Raw genomic sequence first — 19615 nt, 5'->3', positions numbered from 1 at the left:
ACTTACCCATGCGAGCGCCAACACCACAAGGAGGCTGCGATGGACGAGGTCCCGGCTCCATCACGACAATCGCCCGACGCGGCGACTGAAGCACCGCGGTGCTCACCTCAGCTTGCACGGCAGTTCTCACAGCTAGCCGACGTAATCGACCAGCTTGCCGGCGAACTGCGCGGCGAAGCTCACGTGCGAGGCCGCATTCGCCTCGATACGCAGTTCGAACGCGACCTCGGCTTCGACAGCCTCGCGCGCGCCGAACTGCTCACGCGCATCGAACAGACCTTCAATACGCCGCTGCCGGTGGAGACGTTCGCGTCGGCGCTCACGCCTGCCGACGTACTGCGTGCCCTGCAAGCGGCGAGCGCAGCCATAGCCACACCCACAACCGCAGCACCGAACGCCGCCACGCAGGCAACACCCGCTGAACCGCATATCGTCGCCGTTGCACCCGCCACGCCGCAGATCACCCCGGCGAAGCCCGCTCTCGACGAACCCGCCGACGCCCTCACCCTCACCGCCGCCCTCGCCTGGCACGCCGGGCGTCACCCCGAGCGCACGCACCTGATCGTGCTCGAAGACGGCCTCACGGAAACGCCGCTCACCTACGGCGAACTCGACCGCCGGGCGCGCGACATGGCAGGCGGCCTGCGCGCGCTCGGCGTCGACCCCGGCGACACCGTTGCGCTGATGCTCGCCACCGGCTGCGACTACTTCGTCTCGTTCATGGCCGTGCTGATGTGCGGCGCGATTCCCGTGCCTGTCTATCCGCCCGCGAGCCTCGCGCAGATCGAAGAGCATGTGCAGCGGCACGCCGCGATCCTCGTCAACGCCCAAGTCAAGGTGTTGATCGCATTCGAAGAGGTCGCCACCGTCGCACGGCTGCTGCGCATTCGCGTAGCAACGCTCCAGCACGTCGTCACGCCAGCGCAGATCGTGCCGCGGCCATTCGAAGCGCCAGCCGCCGCCTCGCCCGACGACATCGCGCTGCTCCAGTACACCTCCGGCAGCACGGGCGACCCGAAGGGCGTCGTGCTCACGCACGCGAACCTGCTCGCCAACCTCCGCGCCATGGGCACGCGCATGCGCGTGGACGCCGACGACGTGCTCGTGAGCTGGTTGCCGCTCTATCACGACATGGGACTGATCGGCGCGTGGATGGCGCCGCTCTACTACGGCCTGCCGTTCATCGTGACCTCGCCGCTCACGTTCCTCGCGCGGCCTCAGCGATGGCTCGCCATGATTGCGCGCTATCGCGGCACGATCACCGCCGCACCGAATTTCGCCTACGAGCGCTGCGCGCATCAACTGCCCGAGCGCGATCTGGAAGGGCTCGACCTCTCGTCACTGCGCTATGCATTCTGCGGCGCCGAGCCCGTGAGTCCGGCCACCATGCGCGCCTTCGCCGAGCGTCTCGCTCCATTCGGGTTGCGCGAGACCACCATCACGCCCGTCTACGGACTCGCCGAAAACACCCTCGGCCTGACCTTCCCGCAGCCGGGGCGCGGCTTGAGTGTGGACCGGATCGAGCGCGAGCCGCTCAACGCTCGGGGCATCGCGGTGCCCTCCCGCTTCGCAGATGCGAATGCGCTCGAACTCGTGAGCTGCGGCACGGTGCTCGACGGAACGGCGTTGCGCATCGTCGGCGACGACGGGCTCGAACTGCCCGAGCGGCGCGTAGGGCGCATCGAGTTTCGCGGCACGTCGGCTACGCGCGGCTACTATCGCAACCCGGCGCAGACGGCGCGGCTGATCCGCGACGGCTGGCTCGATACGGGCGACCTCGGCTACCTGGCCCACGCGGAGCTGTTCATCACGGGTCGCGTGAAGGACATGATCATTCGCGGCGGACGCCACTTCTTTCCCTACGAACTGGAAGACGCAATCGGCCGGCTGCCCGGCGTCGTGCCGGGCGGCGTGGCCGTCTGCGGCAGCACGGATACGCGCAGCGGCACCGAACGCGTGGTCATCGTCGTGGAGACCGCAGCGCCTTCGCCTGCCGATACCGCTACGGGAACCGATCACGCCGCGCTGCAGGCGCGGATCAACGCCGCGGCCATCGCGCTATACGGCGCGCCGCCCGAGGAAATCGGTTTCGTCGCGCCGCACAGCATCTTGAAGACGCCGGGCGGCAAGATTCGCCACGCGGCGACGCTGGAATGCTACGAGCGACACGGCAAACGGCTGCCCGAACACCGCGTGTGGCGGCAACTCGCCGATATCGCCGCAGCCAGCCTCGCGCCGCTCTGGCGTCGCGCGGTGCAACGCGTTGCGCGCACCGCGCGCGGCCTCTACTGCTGGATCGCCTTCGCGCTGCTCGCGCCGCCCGTCTGGTTCGCCATCGCGTTCAGCCGGAACGTGCCGCGCAACTGGCGTATCGCCTCGGGCGCCTGCCGGCTGTTCCTGCGCGTAGCGGGTCTCGATGTGAGCGTTGAGGTGAGCGTTGAGGTGAGCGTTGAGGTGAGCGTTGAGGTGAGCGCTGATGTGAACATCAAGGGCGAACCCGAAACCGAACTTCATGCAGGCGGCGCGAAAACCACAGCGGTTCGTCCTATTCTCGCGGCCAATCACGCAAGCTATCTCGATGCCGTGGTGCTGCTCGCCGTGCTGCCCACTGTGTTGCCCCCGCCCGTGAACTTCGTGGCCAAACGCGAGTTCGCGACGCGCCCCTTTGCGGGACGCCTGCTGCGCGCGCTCGGCACACGTTTCGTGGAACGGACAGACTACCGGCGCAGCCTGGAAGACGAGGCGAAGCTCGTCGAAAGCGCAACCGCACCGGGGCACGACACGCTGCTGTTCTTTCCCGAAGGCACCTTCACGCGCGCAGCGGGCTTGCGCGAGTTTCATCTGGGCGCGTTTCGCGCCGCGTGCCTCGCGCAGCGGCCCGTGGTGCCCGTCGCGCTCAACGGCATGCGTGCTGCGATGCGCGACGGCGAATGGATTCCGCGCGCCGGGTCCGTCACCGTCACGGTGATGCCGCCCATCTGGCCCGAAGGCCGCGACTTTGCCGCCATGACGCAACTACGCGACAGCACCCGCGCCGCCATTCTTTTGCACTGCGGCGAACCGGCGCTCGCCGTTGGCGCGCCGCAGACGCCGCCCGTCGTGTAGGGAAATGCTGAAGGCGTCGGCGATCCCCTACGCGAAGTTCAGCACGGTCTGATTTCGGTGGCGCACGCGCTATCCGATACTGGGTTCATGGAAAGAACGTTTTCGCCGCACCGCCTGCAACGCCTCCAATGCGCCTCGCTCCATTGACGTTGCCCGGCGTTCCCCTACGCGGCCAAGGAGACCTGCCATGTCCTACGCCATGTCCGTTGCCCGCTACAGCGATGCCGGCGCTGTCTATCCCGAACCGGAGCGCCGCGGTACGCCATACGCTGGCGAGCCACGCACGCAGGAACATGCCCAGCCGCAGCCTTCAAGCGCCGATGTCTGCGCCGAGGCCGATACGCTGCTCGCGCTTGCTCGCGAAGCGGGCATGCTCGTCACGCTCGACGGACAGATTGGCCGCGAGAAGTATCAGAGCGTGGCCGGGTCCGTGGCTTCGTTGCAGCGGTTTGCCGCTGCGTTGCGCGACATGCTGGTGGAGCAGGCGCCGGCCTGAAAGCGGTCGGGCGCAATGCTGCGCCTGCTCGCCGCCTCTTCCTCCTCTTCCTCCTCGCGCGACACAAAAGCACCATAAAAAAGGCATCTAAATGCACACGGCATGTCTCGTACACCGCCGCGCGCAATAGCTCCGCAGTGGTTCATCACGCCGCATCCCGAATCGGTCATCCCGACTAACCCTGACTGATCCACATCAAACGCCGCCCCGGTTTCGCATGACTTAATGAGACGTCTCCCCACTGGAGTACCTCTCATGAAACCCCTGGCTCGTCACCTGCATGGCACACCGCCTGGCGCGGCGCCCGTGCCGCCTGTTTCTTCAAGCACAACGTCCCCCCAACGTCTCAAACTCGGTCTGCTGACCGCGCTTGTCGTGGGTTCGATGATCGGTAGCGGCGTGTTCTCGCTGCCTCAAAACATGGCATCGGGCGCGGGCGCCGGCGCCGTGCTGATCGGCTGGCTCATCACCGGCGCCGGCATGCTGATGCTCGCCTTCGTCTACCAGACGCTCGCGCTGCGCAAGCCTCAGCTCGACAACGGCATCTATGCGTATGCGCGCGCCAGCGCCGGCGACTTCGTCGGCTTCAACTCCGCGTGGGGCTACTGGGTCAGCGCGTGGATAGGCAACGTCGGCTACCTCGTGATCGTGTTCGGTACGCTCGGCTACTTCTTTCCGATCTTCGGCGAGGGCAATACGCGCGCGGCCATCGTGGGTGCCTCGGTCGCGTTGTGGATCATGCACTTCGTGATCCTGCGCGGCGTGCGCAGCGCAGCCGTGCTCAACGCCGTGACCACCGTCACGAAGATCGTGCCGCTCGTGCTCTTCATCGCCATTGCGGCTGCGGCGTTTCACGCGCAGGAGTTTTCCGCGGGCTTCTGGGGTAACCCGAAGCTGCCCGGCGTGCTCGATCAGGTGAAGAGCACGATGCTCATTACCGTGTGGGTGTTCATCGGCATTGAAGGCGCGAGCGTGTATTCGGCGCGCGCGCAGCAGCGCTCGGACGTGGGCCGCGCGACCGTGCTGGGTTTTGTGGTCGTGCTGGCGCTGCTGATGGGCGTTTCGCTGCTCTCGCTCGGCATCGTCTCGCAGCCCGAGCTGGCGGGCATGAAGAACCCATCGATGGCCGGCGTGCTCCAGAAGGTAGTGGGTACCTGGGGCGCGGTGCTCGTCAACATCGGCCTGCTGGTTTCGGTGGGCGGCGCGCTGCTCGCCTGGACGCTGCTTGCCGCCGAAACGCTGTTCACCCCCGCAGGCGGCGGCGTGATGCCCGCGTTCCTCAAGCGCGAGAACGAGCACGGCGTGCCCGCGAACGCGCTGTGGGTCACCAACGGGCTCGTGCAGTTGTTCCTCATCGTCACGCTGGTTTCCAACGCGACGTACCTCGCGCTGATCTCGCTCGCCACGTCGATGATCCTCGTGCCGTATCTGTTCTCCGCCGTCTATGCGGCGCTGATCGCGGTGAAGGGCGACGGCTACACCGCGGGCGAAAGCGCGCGGTATCGCGACATCGGAATCGGGGCGCTGGCCGTGGTGTATTGCTGCTGGCTGCTCTATGCGGCGGGCCTCAAATACCTGCTGCTGAGCGCGCTGCTTTATGCGCCGGGCGTGGTGCTCTATGCGTGGGCCAAGCGCGAGCAGAAAGCGCGCATCTTCCAGCCGTTCGAAGCGGTGATTCTCGCTGCCATCGTCGGTCTCGCCATTGCCGCCGCGTGGCTGCTCGCCACCGGCAGCCTCAGTCTGTAACGCGGAGAACACATCGTGATATCTGGCGTCTATTCCGAAACCGGCAGGCTGCGCAAGGTGATCGTCTGCCGTCCGGGCCTGGCCCAGGCCCGGCTCACCCCGGCCAACTGCCGTGACCTGCTGTTCGACGACGTGCTGTGGGTCACCCAGGCCAAGAACGACCACTACGCATTCGTGAGCGCGATGCAGGAGCGCGGCGTCGAAGTGTTCGACACGCACGACCTGCTCGCCGACGTGGTGCGCAACCCCGAAGCGCGCGAATGGATTCTGTCGCGCAAGCTTGCGGCCGGGCAGATGGACGGCGAACTCGCGGCGCAACTGCGCCCCTGGCTCGACGAGATGAAGGCCGATGAACTCGCCACGCGTCTGATCGGCGGCATCGTGAAGGCCGAGCTGCCGTTCCGCCCGGCCGGCATCACCGCGGAGTGTCTGGATCATGCGGGCTTCGTGGTGCCGCCGCTGCCCAACGCGCTCTTCACGCGCGACAACAGCTGCTGGATCAACAACGGCGTCGTGCTCGGCTCCATGTACTGGCCCGCGCGCCGGCAGGAAACGCTGCTCACCACCGCGATCTACCGCTTCCATCCGCTCTTCGAAGGCGGCCCGCGCGTCTGGTGGGGCGACCCCGACGTGGACCACGGCGGCGCCACGATAGAAGGCGGCGACGTGATGCCGCTCTCGCCCGAAGTGGTGGCCATCGGCATGGGCGAGCGCAGTTCGCCGCAAGGCGTGGCGCAGCTTGCGCGCGCCCTCTTCGCGCAGCAGGGCGTAAAGCGCGTGATCGCGGCACAACTGCCGCGCTCGCGCGGCGCCATGCATCTGGACACCGTGTTCACGTTCTGCGACCACGATCTCGTCACGATCTTCCCGGAAGTGGTGAACAGCATTCACACCATCAGCCTGCGCCCCGGCGACCGCGAAGGCGAACTCGACGTGCGCGCTGAAACCGCGCCGTTCCTCGACGTGGTGGCCGGCGCCATCGGCGTGCCCAAGCTGCGCACGGTGGCCACCGGCGGCGACGAGTGGGAAGCCGAACGCGAGCAATGGGACGACGGCAACAACGTGATCGCGCTCGCACCCGGCGTGGTGGTGGCCTACAACCGCAACGTCTACACCAACACGCTGCTGCGCAAGGCCGGCGTGGAAGTCATCACCATTCCGAGCGGCGAACTGGGCCGCGGGCGCGGCGGCGGCCATTGCATGACCTGCCCCATCGAGCGCGACCCCATCTGACTTCACGCGGCCGGCGCACGGTTCACGTCGCACCTCGCACGTCACCTCGCACGTTCGTTGTCGTTCGTTACGGAAACGTTGTGCGCCGGCCTCTTCAAGACGCCCCACCAGGCTCAAGGAAACCGACACCATGGCATTCAATCTTCGCAATCGAAGCCTGCTCAACATGCAGGACTTCAGCCCACGCGACATCCGTTTTCTGCTCGACCTCGCCGCTGAACTCAAGCGCGCGAAGTACGCGGGCAACGAAGTGCCGCGCCTGAACGGCAAGAACATCGCGCTCATCTTCGAGAAGACCTCCACGCGCACGCGCTGCGCGTTCGAAGTCGCGGTGCACGACCAGGGCGGTCACGTCACGTATATCGATTCGGCCGGCTCGCAACTGGGCCGCAAGGAATCGCTGAAGGACACGGCGCGCGTGCTGGGCCGCCTTTATGACGGCATCGAATACCGCGGCTTCCATCAAACCGCGGTGGAAGACCTCGCGCAGTATTCGCACGTGCCGGTGTGGAACGGCCTCACCGACGAATTCCACCCCACCCAGGTGCTGGCCGATCTGCTCACCATGGAAGAGTTCGGCGAACGTCCGTTGGACACCATGTCGTTCTGCTACCTCGGCGACGCCCGCTTCAACATGGGCAACTCGCTTCTGATAGGCGGCGTGCAGATGGGCATGGACGTGCGTATCGCCGCGCCGCGCGCGCTGTGGCCCGAAGAGCATCTCGTCGCACAGATGCGCGAGCTGGCTCAAACCACGGGCGCGCGCGTGCAACTGCTCGAAGATCCGGCCGAAGCGGTCAAGGGTACGGATTTCGTCTACACGGACGTGTGGGTTTCCATGGGCGAACCCGTGGATGCCTGGGGCGAGCGCATCGCGCTGCTCAAGCCCTATCAGGTGAACTCGGCTTTGATGCGCGCCACCGGCAAGCCGCGTGCGCGCTTCATGCACTGCCTGCCGTCGTATCACAACCTCGAAACGGAAACGGCGCGCCAGGTCCACGAAAAGTACGGCCTCACGGAACTCGAAGTGACCGACGAGGTGTTCGAGTCCGAAGCGTCCATCGTGTTTTCGCAGGCGGAAAACCGCATGCATACGATCAAGGCCGTGCTCGTCGCCACCCTCGCCTAGCACGGCGCCGGCGTGCCACGCGAAGGCGTGGCGCGCCGGCGAGCACAAGCCAACGAAGGAATCCTCATGCGAATTCTCGTCGCCCTTGGCGGCAACGCGCTGCTCAAACGCTCGGAGCCGCTCACCATTCCGAACCAGATCGCCAATACGCGGCGCGCGGCGTCGCAGATCGCGAAGCTCGCCGCCGGCAATCAGCTGGTGGTCGCGCACGGCAACGGGCCGCAGGTCGGCATGCTCGCGCTGCAGTCGGCAGCGGGCGGCAACGCCTCGGCCACGCCGCTCGACGTGCTCGATGCCGAGTCTGAAGGCATGATCGGCTATCTGCTCGAACAGGAGCTGGCGAATGCGCTGCCGCGCGAGCGCGCGGTGGCCACGCTGCTCACGCGCGTGGAGGTGGACCCCGAAGACCCGGCGTTCGGCCATCCCACCAAGCCGATCGGCCCGGTGTACCCGAAGGAGGACGCCGAACGGCTCGCCATTCGCAACCGCTGGTCCATTGCGCCGGACGGCGCCGGCTTCAGGCGCGTGGTGGCGTCGCCGAAACCGCAGCGTATCGTGGAGATCGACCCGATTCGCTGGCTGCTCGCGCACGACACGGTAGTGATCGCCGCGGGCGGCGGCGGCATTCCGGTGGCCACCGCGCCGGACGGCAAGGGGCTCACGGGTGTGGAAGCCGTGATCGACAAGGATCTGTGCAGCAGCCTGCTCGCCCAGCAGCTCGAAGCCGACCTGCTGCTGATCGCCACGGACGTGGACGCCGTCTACCTCGACTGGCACACGCCGCGCGAGCGTGCGCTACGCGAAGTCGCGGCGTCGGAGTTGCGCAAGATGCCGTTCGCGGCGGGATCGATGGGACCGAAGGTGGAAGCGGCCTGCGCGTTCGCCACGCAGACGGGGCGCCCTGCGGTGATCGGCGCGCTGGATCGGATCGAAGAGATGGCGAAGGGCACGGCGGGCACGCGGGTCACGGGGTAACGTTCAGGGCTTGATGCGGGGCTTGATGCGGGGCTTGATGCAGGGCGCGGCGTGGCGCTCCGTATCTCGCCACGCATCTCTGTCTCGCATGTCCGCCTCGAATCTCCGCGTCGCAACTCGCCGCCTAAAACCCTCAAGTACGGTGCTTTTCCTCGAAGTGCGATTGCCGGCCTGTCACGAGCCATAGCTCGGAGAGAAATCCCGAGGCCGCTTCGAGCAGGTCGTCGAACGCGACGATGCCGATCAGTTCATCCGCGTCGCCCAGTACCGGCAGGCGGCGAACGCCATGCAGCCGCATACGGCGCAGCAGTTGCCACTCGTCTTCCCATTCGTATGCCGATACGACGGGCGTAGACATCATCTCGCTCACAAAGAGCTTCGCGGGATCGACCTCTTTCGCGACGACGGAAAGCACGATGTCGCGGTCCGTAATCACGCCGAGCGGAATGCGGCCCGACGCCGACTCCTCCACCACGATCAGATCGCCCACGTGGTGATTGCGCATGAGCCGCGCCGCTTCGAGCACCGTGGTGTCCTGACGGCACGTGACGACATCGCGGGTACAGATGGTTGCTGCATTCACTTCACGCCTCCTGGATACGTTTTGCCCGCTTGATGCCGGGCTTTCGTGCGACCTTTCGTGCAACTTTTCGTGCGCCCTCGCGCCCGGTCTTGCTTTCGTGTGCGTGCACACCAATGGGTTGAGTTCCATCAACAGCCACCGCGGCTCGCTTCGTAAATTGAAGCTATTGCGACGCTTTCCACGCATCCCAGACCTTCCGTCATGCGGCGTCGCTCACTCGAGGAGAGCAACATGGTTGCCGGTGTTCTGCTATGGATTGCCCTTGCGGCATTCGTCCCTTACGTCCTGACGCCCGGTGTCGAACATGCCATTCGACAGGACGGCAAACCCGCGGCTTCGATGCCGCAAAACGCGCCGGGCAGTTCGCCCGCCGATGCGTCGCCCGCGGTGTCGCCTGGTGCGACGGCGCCTGGGCCATTGCCTTCCGCATTGCCTGCGGCCTCGCCTTCCTCATTGACCAGGTCCGCTACCGCAACCCGCTTGCCTGCCCCGGCGCGCAACGAGGGCTGACGCGATTCCCGCGAAGCGCGCGGCGCTTGCAGCCCGCTTGTAGCCCGCTTGTAGCCCGCTTTTAGCCCGCTTGCCGCGCGCTCGCCTCTCGAACGCGTCTTCTCACATGTCGAACGCGTTCGCCATCTTCAGTTCGATCCACGTCATCCCTTCGCGCAGGCCCTCCAGCACCGCCTCGCGCTCGCTCGCGAACGTGCGGGCGTGACGGAAGCGGTGCTCGAACAGCTTGTCGCCGGCCCGCTCGTGCGTCACACAGATCTCGCACACGTAGCCGTGCGAACCGTCTGCGCCATGCACCTCATGCGCGCCATGCACCCCGGGCGCGCCGCCCGGCGCCGGCGCCGTCTCCACCGCCACGGACCAGTGCCCTTCGTGTACGTTGCCGAGGATGGTCATGGTTGGCCTCTGCGGCAGGCGCGCCGCTGCGTCACCACACTCACCGCATGCACTGCACGCACCACACTGGCCGTGCCGGTTGCTTCAGTGGCATCGCGGGTTGCGTGGCGAGGTGCGCGATGCGTTGCATGATTCATGTCGATCCGCTGCACGGCGTATCACTCCACGACGAGGTTGTCGATCACGGCGCGCACGCCCGGCGCGGACCACGCCGCGCCGCGGGCCACCTGCCGCTCCGCGTACGAGCCCACCTTGCCCGAGAGCGTCACCGTGCCGTCCTGCACCTTGATCTGGATGTGCTTCGTCTCGCGTTCCGCGTGCCGCTGCATCGCCTTGGCAATGTTCGTACCGATGTCTTCGGAATCCACGTCGCCGCGCACGTCGATGCGGTTCGACACACCCGTGACGCCGCGCATCTGCGAAACCGCGCGATTCGCAATGTGGCTCTGATACGCCCACTCCACCTCGCCGCTCAACGTGACCCAGCCCTTCTCGACCTGCACCTTCACGTCGTCCTCGCGCAGGCCCACGGTCCAGCGCAGCACGGAACGCACGGCGTTGGCGATATCTTCGTCGGTGCGCACGTCGTCGCCGAGCAGCCGCACGTGCATCTCCACCACCACGGCCTTCACGCCGGCCACGCGATGCGCGGCCTTCTCGGCCGCCACCTTTTCCGCGTAGCTCGACGGATGCCCCGAGAGCGTCACGATGCGGTCCGACACTTCCACGCCGATGTCCGTCGCCTTCACGGCCGGGTCCCACTCCAGTTCGTCTTCCACGTCCTGCTTCAATTGCGCGTCCGTCTTCATCGCCTTCTCCTCGCTGCCGCCGCAGTTACCAAATGAGTTGCCAAATGAGTTGCCAGATAAGTTGCAAGATGACTTGCCAAATGAGTGAGCCGGATAAGTGCACCCGTTCACCCGGGCGGTCTGCCTGCGAAATCCAGGCACGCAGGCTCGCCCATGCAGACCCAGCTTTGCATGCGGGTGGGGGCCTGTTTCTGATGCAGGTCAACGGCGCCCCCAGCGCCTCATTTCGGCCTTCTGGCGACAATTGGCCCATCACGCGACGCACACAAAACGCGATGCGCACGCGCGGTCGCAACCGGCTCGAATCGGGGCGACACCCGCCCCCTCTACGGCGCGGGTGCTTCGATGGAAAGGTCTTTTACGCCACCGGGCGGTTGACTGAAATCAAGCGCGCCGGGGCGCCAACCCGCTATCGTGAAAAGGCAGCGCGCGGCGCTCGCGCGCACCAATATCCACCGTCACGCACAACGGAGTGGGACATGAGCCAGAAGCAACTCCTGACATACAAGCCGGCGCCTGCCACACAGCCGCCGAAGCCGCAAGGCGAAACCCCGCCGGTCATCGAGCTGCCGCAACCCGACCTGCGCTCGGGCCTGCCGCTCATGACGGCGCTTTCGTTTCGCACGAGCACGCGCGAGTTCGCGCCCACGTCGCTCTCGCCCGCCATACTCGGCGAACTGCTCTGGGCCGCGGACGGCGTGAACCGGCCGCTCACGGGCGGGCGCACCGCGCCCTCGGCGCACGCATTCAACGAGGTCGACATCTACGCGGCGCTGCCCAACGGCGTGTACCGCTACGACGCGCCGCAACACCGGCTGGTGCTCAAGCACGCCGTGGACGCGCGCAACATGACGGGCTATCAGGACTTCGTGGGCGCGGCGCCGCTCGATCTCGTCTACGTAATCCGTATGTCGGCGCTGCTCAGCATGCCGCAGTCGCAGCGTGAAACGTTCGCCGCCGTGGCCGCGGGCGCCATCGCGCAGAACGTGTCGCTGTATTGCGCATCGGCGGGGCTCGCCACGGTGGTGCGGGGCTGGATCAACCATCGCGTGCTGTCCGATGCGTTGAGCCTCAACGAAGACGAGCTGCCCATCCTCGCGCAGACAGTGGGCCTGCCTGCGGTGCAGGCAGCGCGTTGAGGTGCCGCAGGTGAGATGCCGGGGGTGAAATGCCGGAGGTGAAATGCCGCAGGTGAAATGCCGGAGGTAGCGCGGGGCCGAGTGACCGAAGCGGCTCAAGCGGGACTCCGGCGAAACCCCCGCGAGATCAACGCGAAACCCTGGCGTGATTCAGACGCGGCTGCGGACGCAGTTCAAACCCGGTCCAAGCCAGCTTCAAGCGGGGATGCAGGCGGAAGTCAACCGCGCGTCAAACGGGCTTGTCTCACGTCACGTTTCAGGCGGCCTCGAACACATGCCGGAACATCTGCACGAATTCGTCGAAGCGCTCGCGCGCGAGCCTGTTGATGCCGCCCGCGGCCATGCGTCCGCCGCCTGTCGCGAAGCTGCGGCACAGCCGGTCCGCGCCGTAGGGCAAGCCGACGGGCGCGCGCACGCTCACGGTGAAATCGCCGCACTGCGTCGCGGAAAGCACCGCATGTGCCCGCTGCGGCTCCGCGTTCGCCAGCGCATTCGCGAACGCACCGCGCACGCGGCGCGACCACGCCGCGTCGGGCAGCACATACACGCTGCCGCACGTCAGTTCCGCGGCGGGCCGCTGCTGATGCGCAAGCGCCATGTCGCGCCGACGGCTGTCGGCAAGCTGCTCCACGAGCGAGGTGGCCGCAATGAATTCGAACGGGTCCGTGTAGGGGCGCACGGCGCGATAGAGCGCGGCGGGCGGCACGATGAGATCGGCCTCGCTGTCGCCGTAGGCGTTGTAGTTCATGGCCTCGCCGAGTTCGCGCAACTGCTGCTCGTCGCGCTCGGCAAGCCTCGCCTGCACAGCCAGTGCATGCGCCGGTCCCATGAGGTTGTCGCCGAACGCGCCCGCAATGGCCCACAGGCGGTGCTTGCCGCGCAGGTGTCGGTCCACGATCAGACTGGTGCACACGTCCGGGGCCGGATCGATATGGGCCGCAAGCAATGCGTGCACCGGCACGGCGCCGGCATAGTGATGATCGAAGAACTCGATGTCCACGCCCCGGTCGAGCAGCGCGACGAGCGGCGCGTGGTTCGTCTCGAGCGAAACGTCGAGCACGGTGACAGAGTCTCCCGCCGCGGCCACGGCTTCGACGCGCTGCAGCAGCGCCACGTCACGCTTCGCGCCGGTGACGAGCGTAGCCTCCATGGGCTGCTCGAGCCGCAGCTGATGGAGAGCGCAGATACCGTCGGCATCGCCGTTGAATACATCGAAGTGCTTCATGAACAGGAACGCGTCAATGCAGTGAGCGCAGCAAGCGCAGGCAGGCCAATCGAAGCGAGGCAATCTTCATGATGGACCAGACGGACCTGAAATTGTTCGCGCTCGGTGCGACGCGCGAGTTCGGCGCGCGCATTGCCGCGCAGCTGGGCATCGCATTGAGCGAACACGAAGAGCGCGCATTCGAAGACGGCGAGCACAAGACGCGCCCCCTCGTGAACGTGCGCGGCAGCGATGTCTATGTCGTGCATTCCCTCTACGGCGACGCGCACGAAACCGTGAACGACAAGCTGTGCCGCCTGCTGTTCTTTCTCGGCGCATTGAAAGACGCTTCGGCCGCGCGCGTCTGCGCGGTCGTGCCCTATCTCGCCTACGCGCGCAAAGACCGCAAATCGCAGCCGCGCGACCCTGTCACCACGCGTTACGTCGCCCAGCTGTTCGAAGCGGTCGGCACGGACCGCATCGTCACGCTCGACGTGCACAACCTCGCCGCCTGGCAGAACGCGTTTCGCAGTTGCCGCACCGAGCATCTGGAGGCCAACGGTCTCTTCGCCGCGTGGTTCGCATCGCGTCTTGCGAACGAGGACGTCGTGGTGGTCTCGCCCGACGCGGGCGGCATCCGGCGCGCCGAAGACTTCCGGCTGCGGCTCGCGGCGCACCTCGGCCGGCCCGTGGAGGCCGCCTTCGCGGGCAAGCTGCGGGCGGGCGGCGTGGTCACGGGCAAGCCGATCGTGGGCGACGTGAACGGGCGCTGCGCCGTGATCGTGGACGACCTGATCGGCACCGGCACCACGCTTGCGCACGTCGCCGCGGACTGCCGCGCATTGGGCGCGCGGACGGTCTACGCCGCGGCCACGCACGGGCTCTTCATTGGCGCGGCGGCGCAGGTGCTGGGCACGGGCGTGCGGGCTGGCTCGCAGGATGGCGCGCGCTCGCAGAGCACCGCGGTGCCGGTTCACGATGCCGCCTCCACCGAACCGATGCCCACTCGCAGTTCCGCCTTCACCTCCGCCGAACCGGCGCCCGCTCGCGACACCCCCTGCGCACAACCGGCGTTCGAGCAGGTCGTGATTACCGATACCGTGCCGCCGTGGCGCGTGCCGCCCGGCGCGCTTCTCGACAAGCTCACCGTACTCGATACCGCGCCGCTCTTCGCCGAGGCCATCGCGCGCATTCACACGGGCGGCTCGATCGTGGAGTTGTTGCAGCACTGAGGCGTCTCGGCGAACGCACGCGCGCCGCGCTGCGCGTGCAGTTGCGCGAGTGCCAGGTATTGCGCCGCGCGCTCGCGCCAATGCACGACCGCCTGCGACCCCGACCGGAACGCGCGCTCGCGCAGGTGCCACGCGGCAAGCCGCGCGCGCACCGCCCCGCGGTAGCTCTGATAAAAGTTCACGAGCGCCGCATCGACGCGCGCCCCGCCCGCCTCCCCATAAGCCTCGCCGTACGCCTTGAGCAATGCCCGCGCGAAAACGGGCGCGCCCAGCCGCTCGCATTCCAGCGCGAGGTAGCCAATTTCGTCGAGCACGTCGAGCGTTCGCAGGCTCTGCGAAAACTCAAGGCAATCGATCACGGCAACCGGTGGCGCAAGGCATACGTGTTCGGGGCGCAAGTCGCCGTGCCCTTCCACCACCCAGCCGCCGTGCACGCGCTCGTCGAAGCGCGCGGCGTGGTTGGCCAGCATGGCGCGCTGCTGCGCGCAGAGCGCGGCCACCTCGTCAGCGGGCAGGCCGAACGCGGGCCTGCAGAGTTCGCGCTCGTTTTCGTCGATGCCTTCGCGCAGCGTGTTTCGATAGGTCTCGGGCGTCCATGGCGCGGCGGCGAGCGAGCGATGAAACGCGGCGAGGCGCTCCGCGATGTTTCGCGCGTCGCGTGCCGTGGCGGTCTGGTGGGCGAGCGCCCAGTCGAGCATCTGATCCGCGCGCAGGCGTTTCATCTTCACGAGCCAGTCCACCACGGTGCCTTCGCCGCCGGGACGCAGCACGCCCTCGGCGTCGAGCGTGAGCGGCACCACGCGCTGATAGACGCCGTTCGCGAGCCGCCGGTTGAGCCGCAACTCTTCCTCGCAGAAGTGGCGGCGGGCCTCCAGCGTGCGGAAATCCAGCTGTTCGTAGCGCACCGGCTTCTTGAGCTTCCACGCGTGACCGTTGGTGAGAAAGACCCACGACATATGGGTTTCGATGCATTGCACGGCCTGCGGCCGCTCGGGCCAGGCGGCCGGATCGCGCAGCCGTTCGACCTTCGCGTCGAGCGTCAGGGTGGCGGGGGCGCGGGGCTTTCGCGGTCTCGTCATGATGGGCGGCGGGTCATGTCAGACGATGCGGACGATGGTGGCAACGCACGCGGTGAAAGTACACGGCGCCTGCCGGCCTCACGAAACGGCAGCGCGGCATGCGGACCACGTCAGCTCCGCGTGACAGGGAGGGGTCCGCGAGCGTCTTGCGGCACGGCGGCGGCGTGACCAGCCGACCTGGCGCCGGCGTCCGCGGATGCGCCATGCCCGCGCCCCTTGCCCATCGTGCGCGCCAGCAGCGGCCGCAACTGTGCGAGCGTGCGCGTGTTGAGCACGTCGCGCTTCGTCAGCCAGCCGCGCCGTGCCTGGCCGATGCCGGTATCGAGATGGCGAAAGTCGTCGGTGCTGTGCGCGTCGCTGTTCACCGAAACGAGCACGCCCGCCTGCGCAGCCTCGCGGCACGCAACGTCTTCCAGGTCAAGCCGCTGCGGCTGGGCGTTGAGTTCCAGGTAGCAGCCGCGTTCGTGCGCGTGCGCGATCACGCGCGCAAGGTCGAGATCGTAGGCGTCGCGTTCGCCGATCAGCCGCCCTGTGGGGTGCGCGAGGATCGTGAAGTGCGGGTGGTCCATGGCGCGCAGCACGCGTGCGGTCTGGGCCTCGCGCGAAAGGTTGAAGTGGCTGTGCACCGCGCCCACCACGAGGTCGAGCCGCGCGAGCACGTCGTCGGGCAGATCGAGCCGGCCGTCTTCGAGAATGTCCACCTCGATGCCTTTCAACAGCACGATGCCGCCGAGTGTTTCGTTCAGGCGGTCGATCTCGTCGATCTGCTGCGCGAGGCGCGCGGCGTCGAGCCCGTGCGCCACGCCGAGGCGCTGCGAGTGGTCGGTGATGGCGAGATAGTCGAGGCCGCGTTCACGCGCCGCGAGCGCCATCTCGCGCAGGCTGTTGCGGCCGTCCGTAGCGTTGGTGTGCGCGTGCAGGTCGCCGCGCAGGTCTTTGCGCTCTACCAGCGCGGGCAGCCGGTCTTCGCGCGCTGCGTCGATCTCGCCGCGGTCTTCGCGCAGTTCGGGCGGCACCCATGCCAGCCCAATCGCGGCATACACCGATTCCTCCGTCGTACCCGCGATGCGGCGCTCGCCGCGAAACACGCCGTACTCGTTGATCTTCAGATCGCGGTCTTGCGCCATGCGGCGCATCGCGATGTTGTGCGCCTTCGACCCCGTGAAGTACACGAGCGCCGCACCGAAGCACTCCGGCACCACCACGCGCAGATCCACCTGGAGCCCGCACTTGAGCACGATGCTGGCGCGCGTCTCGCCACTCGCGAGCACCTGTGCCACCTCGTCGTACTGCGCGAAGCGCGCCGTGACCGCGGCGGGCTGATGCGCGGTCACAAGAATGTCCAGATCGCCCACGGTTTCGCGCATGCGCCGGAAGCTGCCGGCTGCCACGGCCTGCACGACGCCGGGCGTCGCGCGCAGGTACGCGAGCAGCGGCTCCAGATATTGCGCTGCGAACGGCAACAGGAACCGCCGCTCGCGATGCTGGAGCCGCCTCGCCAACGCTTCGCCGATATGCGCCTCGGTCTTCTCGCCGAAGCCGGGCAGCGTGCGGATGGCGCCCGACTGCGCGGCTTCGCGAAGCTGCTCCAGCGTATCCACATGCAACGCGTCGTGGAGCATGCGCACGCGTTTGGGGCCAAGGCCCGGCACGTCGAGCAGTTCCACGATGGCGGGCGGCAATTCCTTCCTCAGTCGCTGAAGCAGACTGCACGAGCCGGTGGCGGCGATCTCGCGCAGCTTTGCGGCGAGGTCGGTGCCGATGGCCGGGATGTCGTCCAGCGCCTCGCCCTTTGCGATCATCTGCGCCACGTCGCGTCCGTAGCCGCCCACGGTGCGCGCCGCGTTGCGGTAAGCCCGCACGCGAAACGGATTCGCGGCTTCGATTTCGAGCAGGTCCGCGATCTCGGAAAACACCGCGGCGAAATCGGCGTTATGGACCGGCATGGTGAGGCTCGTTCGGGGAACTGGCCATGGCCGGTTCGGGCGCGGCCCCGGAGGCTGGCTCAGCGGGCGATGCGCTTGCCGGTTCCGCGTAAGGTTGGGCCCCGGATTGAGCGCCGGGTTGGGCCGCAAGCTCCGCGGCGGGCGGCGTCGCGGTGGCAGTGGCGCCAGCGGGGTCGGCGGCCTCGCCTTCGCTCTCGCCCGCTTTCGCGTCTTCACCCGCAATCAACCGCAACAACGTCTCGTGATCGAGCACTTCCTGTTCGAGCAGCCGCTGTGCGATTCGCTCCAACGCGTCGCGGCGCGCCATCAGCGTACGCATCACGCGCTCGTGCGACTCGGCGAGCAGCCGTCGCACTTCCTCGTCGATCAATTGCGCCGTGCTCTCGCTGCAACGCTCGCCCGAAGCGCCCGGCGCGAACGGGAACGGCGCATTGCCGTCGGCGTCGCCGAACGTGGCGAGGCCAATGCGCTCGCTCATGCCGTAGCGCGCCACCATGTGCCGCGCCATCGCGGTGGCGCGCTCCAGATCGTTCTCGGCGCCCGTGGAGACGTCGCCGAACGCGATTTCTTCAGCCACGCGCCCGCCCAGCAGCGCATCGAGCCGGTCGAGCAGTTCGCTTCTGCGCAGCACGTAGCGGTCTTCCGTAGGCACCTGCTGCGTGTAGCCGAGCGCCGCCACGCCGCGCGGAATGATGGACACCTTCTTCACGGGGTCGCAATGCTCGCGGCTTTGCGCCACCAGCGCGTGGCCTGCTTCGTGGTGCGCGATGATGATCTTCTCGTGCTCGTTCATCACGCGGCTCTTGCGTTCCATGCCGGCCATGGCGCGGTCGATGGCTTCGTCGAAGTCCGCCATCTCCACGGCCGGCTTTTCGAGTTCGGCGGCGTGCAGCGCGGCCTCGTTCACCACGTTCGCGAGGTCGGCGCCCACGAAGCCCGGCGTGCGCGCCGCGAGTTCGCCCAGATCGACGTCCGCCGCCAGCTTCACGTGCTTCACGTGCACCGCGAGAATCTGGCGGCGCCCGGTCACGTCGGGGCGGTCGATGGCGATGTGGCGGTCGAACCGGCCCGGACGCAGCAGCGCCGGGTCGAGTATCTCGGGCCGGTTGGTGGCGGCCATGATGATGACGCCCGAGTTCGGCTGGAAGCCGTCCATCTCCACGAGCAACTGGTTGAGCGTCTGCTCGCGCTCGTCGTTGCCCGAGGTCACGCCCGCGCCGCGCACCTTGCCGAGCGCGTCGAGTTCGTCGATGAAGACGATGCAGGGCGCCTTCTGCTGCGCCTGCTCGAAGAGGTCGCGCACGCGCGCGGCGCCCACGCCCACGAACATCTCCACGAACGCCGAACCGCTGATCGAGAAAAACGGCACCGCCGCCTCGCCCGCCACGGCCTTGGCGAGCAGCGTCTTGCCCGTGCCCGGCGCGCCCACGATCAGCACGCCCTTCGGAATCTTGCCGCCGAGGCGCCGGTAGCGCTCCGGGTTGCAGAGGAACGCGACGATCTGCTGAAGCTCGGCCTTGGCCTCGTCGATACCGGCGATGTCGTCGAAGGTGATGCCGGTTTCCTTCTGCACGTAGACGCGCGGCTTGCTCTTGCCGATGCCCGTGAAGTCCTGCAGACCGCCTGGCCGGCGCATGAGCAGCGTCCAGAACAGGAAAAAGCCCACGAGCGGCAGCACCCAAGAGAGCAGCGAGCCGAGCCACGTGCTCTCCGCCACGCCGCGATAGCGGATGCCCGCCGCAGTGAGGTTGTCGATCAGGTGGTCGTCGGGCACGCGCGTGGTGGAAAAGCGCCACGGCGCGCCGCCTTCCTTGACCGCGGCGGCGTCGGATGCAGGCAATGCGGCTGCCGCGTCCGGCATGCGCAAGGTGCCCGCGATCGTCGTCGGACCGATTTCAAGGTCTTGCACCTGAGCGGACGCCACGAGCCGGTGAAAGTCGCTGTAGGCGATGGTGGTGCTCGTCGTCTTCAGCATCAGCAGTTGCACGATGACGATCGCGACGAACGTCATCGTGATGAGCACGCCCGTGTAG

Annotated in this window: 15 protein-coding genes; 8 read left to right on the top strand and 7 right to left on the bottom strand. The window is 67.4% G+C overall.

What is annotated here, in order from left to right:
- Positions 1-39 precede the first annotated feature (39 nt).
- The 6 genes from PXJ20_RS29885 (at position 40) to arcC (ending at position 8684) form a co-directional block, all read left to right on the top strand.
- Positions 40-3105: an AMP-binding protein gene (locus PXJ20_RS29885; RefSeq protein ID WP_421032256.1), complete on the top strand. Its 3066-nt coding sequence runs from the start codon at positions 40-42 to the stop codon at positions 3103-3105.
- A gap of 187 nt (positions 3106-3292) precedes the next feature.
- Entirely contained in the window at positions 3293-3601 is a 309-nt protein-coding gene (locus PXJ20_RS29880; protein ID WP_277598235.1) for a hypothetical protein, read from the top strand.
- A gap of 255 nt (positions 3602-3856) precedes the next feature.
- Positions 3857-5347, top strand: coding sequence for an arginine-ornithine antiporter (gene arcD / locus PXJ20_RS29875; protein ID WP_026121645.1), 1491 nt, complete (start codon positions 3857-3859; stop codon positions 5345-5347).
- Positions 5348-5362: 15 nt separating this feature from the next.
- Positions 5363-6580, top strand: coding sequence for an arginine deiminase (locus PXJ20_RS29870; RefSeq protein WP_421032255.1), 1218 nt, complete (start codon positions 5363-5365; stop codon positions 6578-6580).
- 130 nt (positions 6581-6710) lie between these two features.
- Positions 6711-7709: an ornithine carbamoyltransferase gene (argF, locus tag PXJ20_RS29865; protein WP_017775717.1), complete on the top strand. Its 999-nt coding sequence runs from the start codon at positions 6711-6713 to the stop codon at positions 7707-7709.
- Positions 7710-7775: 66 nt separating this feature from the next.
- Entirely contained in the window at positions 7776-8684 is a 909-nt protein-coding gene (arcC, locus tag PXJ20_RS29860; RefSeq protein ID WP_126877113.1) for a carbamate kinase, read from the top strand.
- 133 nt (positions 8685-8817) lie between these two features.
- On the opposite strand, the gene PXJ20_RS29855 is transcribed toward arcC, so the two are convergent.
- The 3 genes from PXJ20_RS29855 to PXJ20_RS29845 all read right to left on the bottom strand — a co-directional run bounded on the left by PXJ20_RS29855 (position 8818) and on the right by PXJ20_RS29845 (position 10982).
- Entirely contained in the window at positions 8818-9267 is a 450-nt protein-coding gene (locus tag PXJ20_RS29855; protein ID WP_017775715.1) for a CBS domain-containing protein, read from the bottom strand.
- A 612-nt stretch (positions 9268-9879) separates the two neighbouring features.
- On the bottom strand, positions 9880-10173 hold the full coding sequence (locus PXJ20_RS29850; RefSeq protein ID WP_017775714.1) for a hypothetical protein: 294 nt from the start codon (positions 10171-10173) through the stop codon (positions 9880-9882).
- A gap of 158 nt (positions 10174-10331) precedes the next feature.
- Positions 10332-10982 (bottom strand): BON domain-containing protein, encoded by a 651-nt coding sequence (locus PXJ20_RS29845; protein WP_017775713.1) that lies wholly within the window; start codon positions 10980-10982, stop codon positions 10332-10334.
- Positions 10983-11461: 479 nt separating this feature from the next.
- Here PXJ20_RS29845 and PXJ20_RS29840 point away from each other — a divergent pair, with 479 nt between their 5' ends.
- Entirely contained in the window at positions 11462-12121 is a 660-nt protein-coding gene (locus PXJ20_RS29840; RefSeq protein WP_017775712.1) for a nitroreductase family protein, read from the top strand.
- Between the two features lie 256 nt (positions 12122-12377).
- Here the strand turns inward: PXJ20_RS29840 and PXJ20_RS29835 are convergent, their stop codons facing one another.
- Positions 12378-13346, bottom strand: coding sequence for an acetyltransferase (locus PXJ20_RS29835; RefSeq protein WP_421032254.1), 969 nt, complete (start codon positions 13344-13346; stop codon positions 12378-12380).
- A 71-nt stretch (positions 13347-13417) separates the two neighbouring features.
- Between PXJ20_RS29835 and PXJ20_RS29830 the strand changes: the two genes are divergently transcribed.
- A complete protein-coding gene (locus PXJ20_RS29830; protein WP_421032666.1) occupies positions 13418-14557 on the top strand; it encodes a ribose-phosphate diphosphokinase in 1140 nt (379 codons plus the stop codon).
- On the opposite strand, the gene PXJ20_RS29825 is transcribed toward PXJ20_RS29830, so the two are convergent.
- The 3 genes from PXJ20_RS29825 to ftsH all read right to left on the bottom strand — a co-directional run bounded on the left by PXJ20_RS29825 (position 14518) and on the right by ftsH (position 19593).
- On the bottom strand, positions 14518-15636 hold the full coding sequence (locus tag PXJ20_RS29825; RefSeq protein ID WP_421032253.1) for a hypothetical protein: 1119 nt from the start codon (positions 15634-15636) through the stop codon (positions 14518-14520). The two genes, PXJ20_RS29830 and PXJ20_RS29825, sit on opposite strands and share 40 nt — an antisense overlap.
- A gap of 110 nt (positions 15637-15746) precedes the next feature.
- On the bottom strand, positions 15747-17582 hold the full coding sequence (gene polX, locus PXJ20_RS29820) for a DNA polymerase/3'-5' exonuclease PolX (protein ID WP_421032252.1): 1836 nt from the start codon (positions 17580-17582) through the stop codon (positions 15747-15749).
- Positions 17569-19593 (bottom strand): ATP-dependent zinc metalloprotease FtsH, encoded by a 2025-nt coding sequence (gene ftsH, locus PXJ20_RS29815; protein ID WP_413215940.1) that lies wholly within the window; start codon positions 19591-19593, stop codon positions 17569-17571. Before ftsH ends, polX begins: the two co-directional genes overlap by 14 nt.
- Positions 19594-19615 lie beyond the last annotated feature (22 nt).

Origin of the sequence: Paraburkholderia sp. A1RI_3L (assembly GCF_048957895.1) — a bacterium.
GTDB lineage: Bacteria > Pseudomonadota > Gammaproteobacteria > Burkholderiales > Burkholderiaceae > Paraburkholderia > Paraburkholderia kururiensis.
The sequence above is the reverse complement of the archived record's forward strand: the minus strand, read 5'-3'. Positions and strand labels throughout refer to the sequence as shown.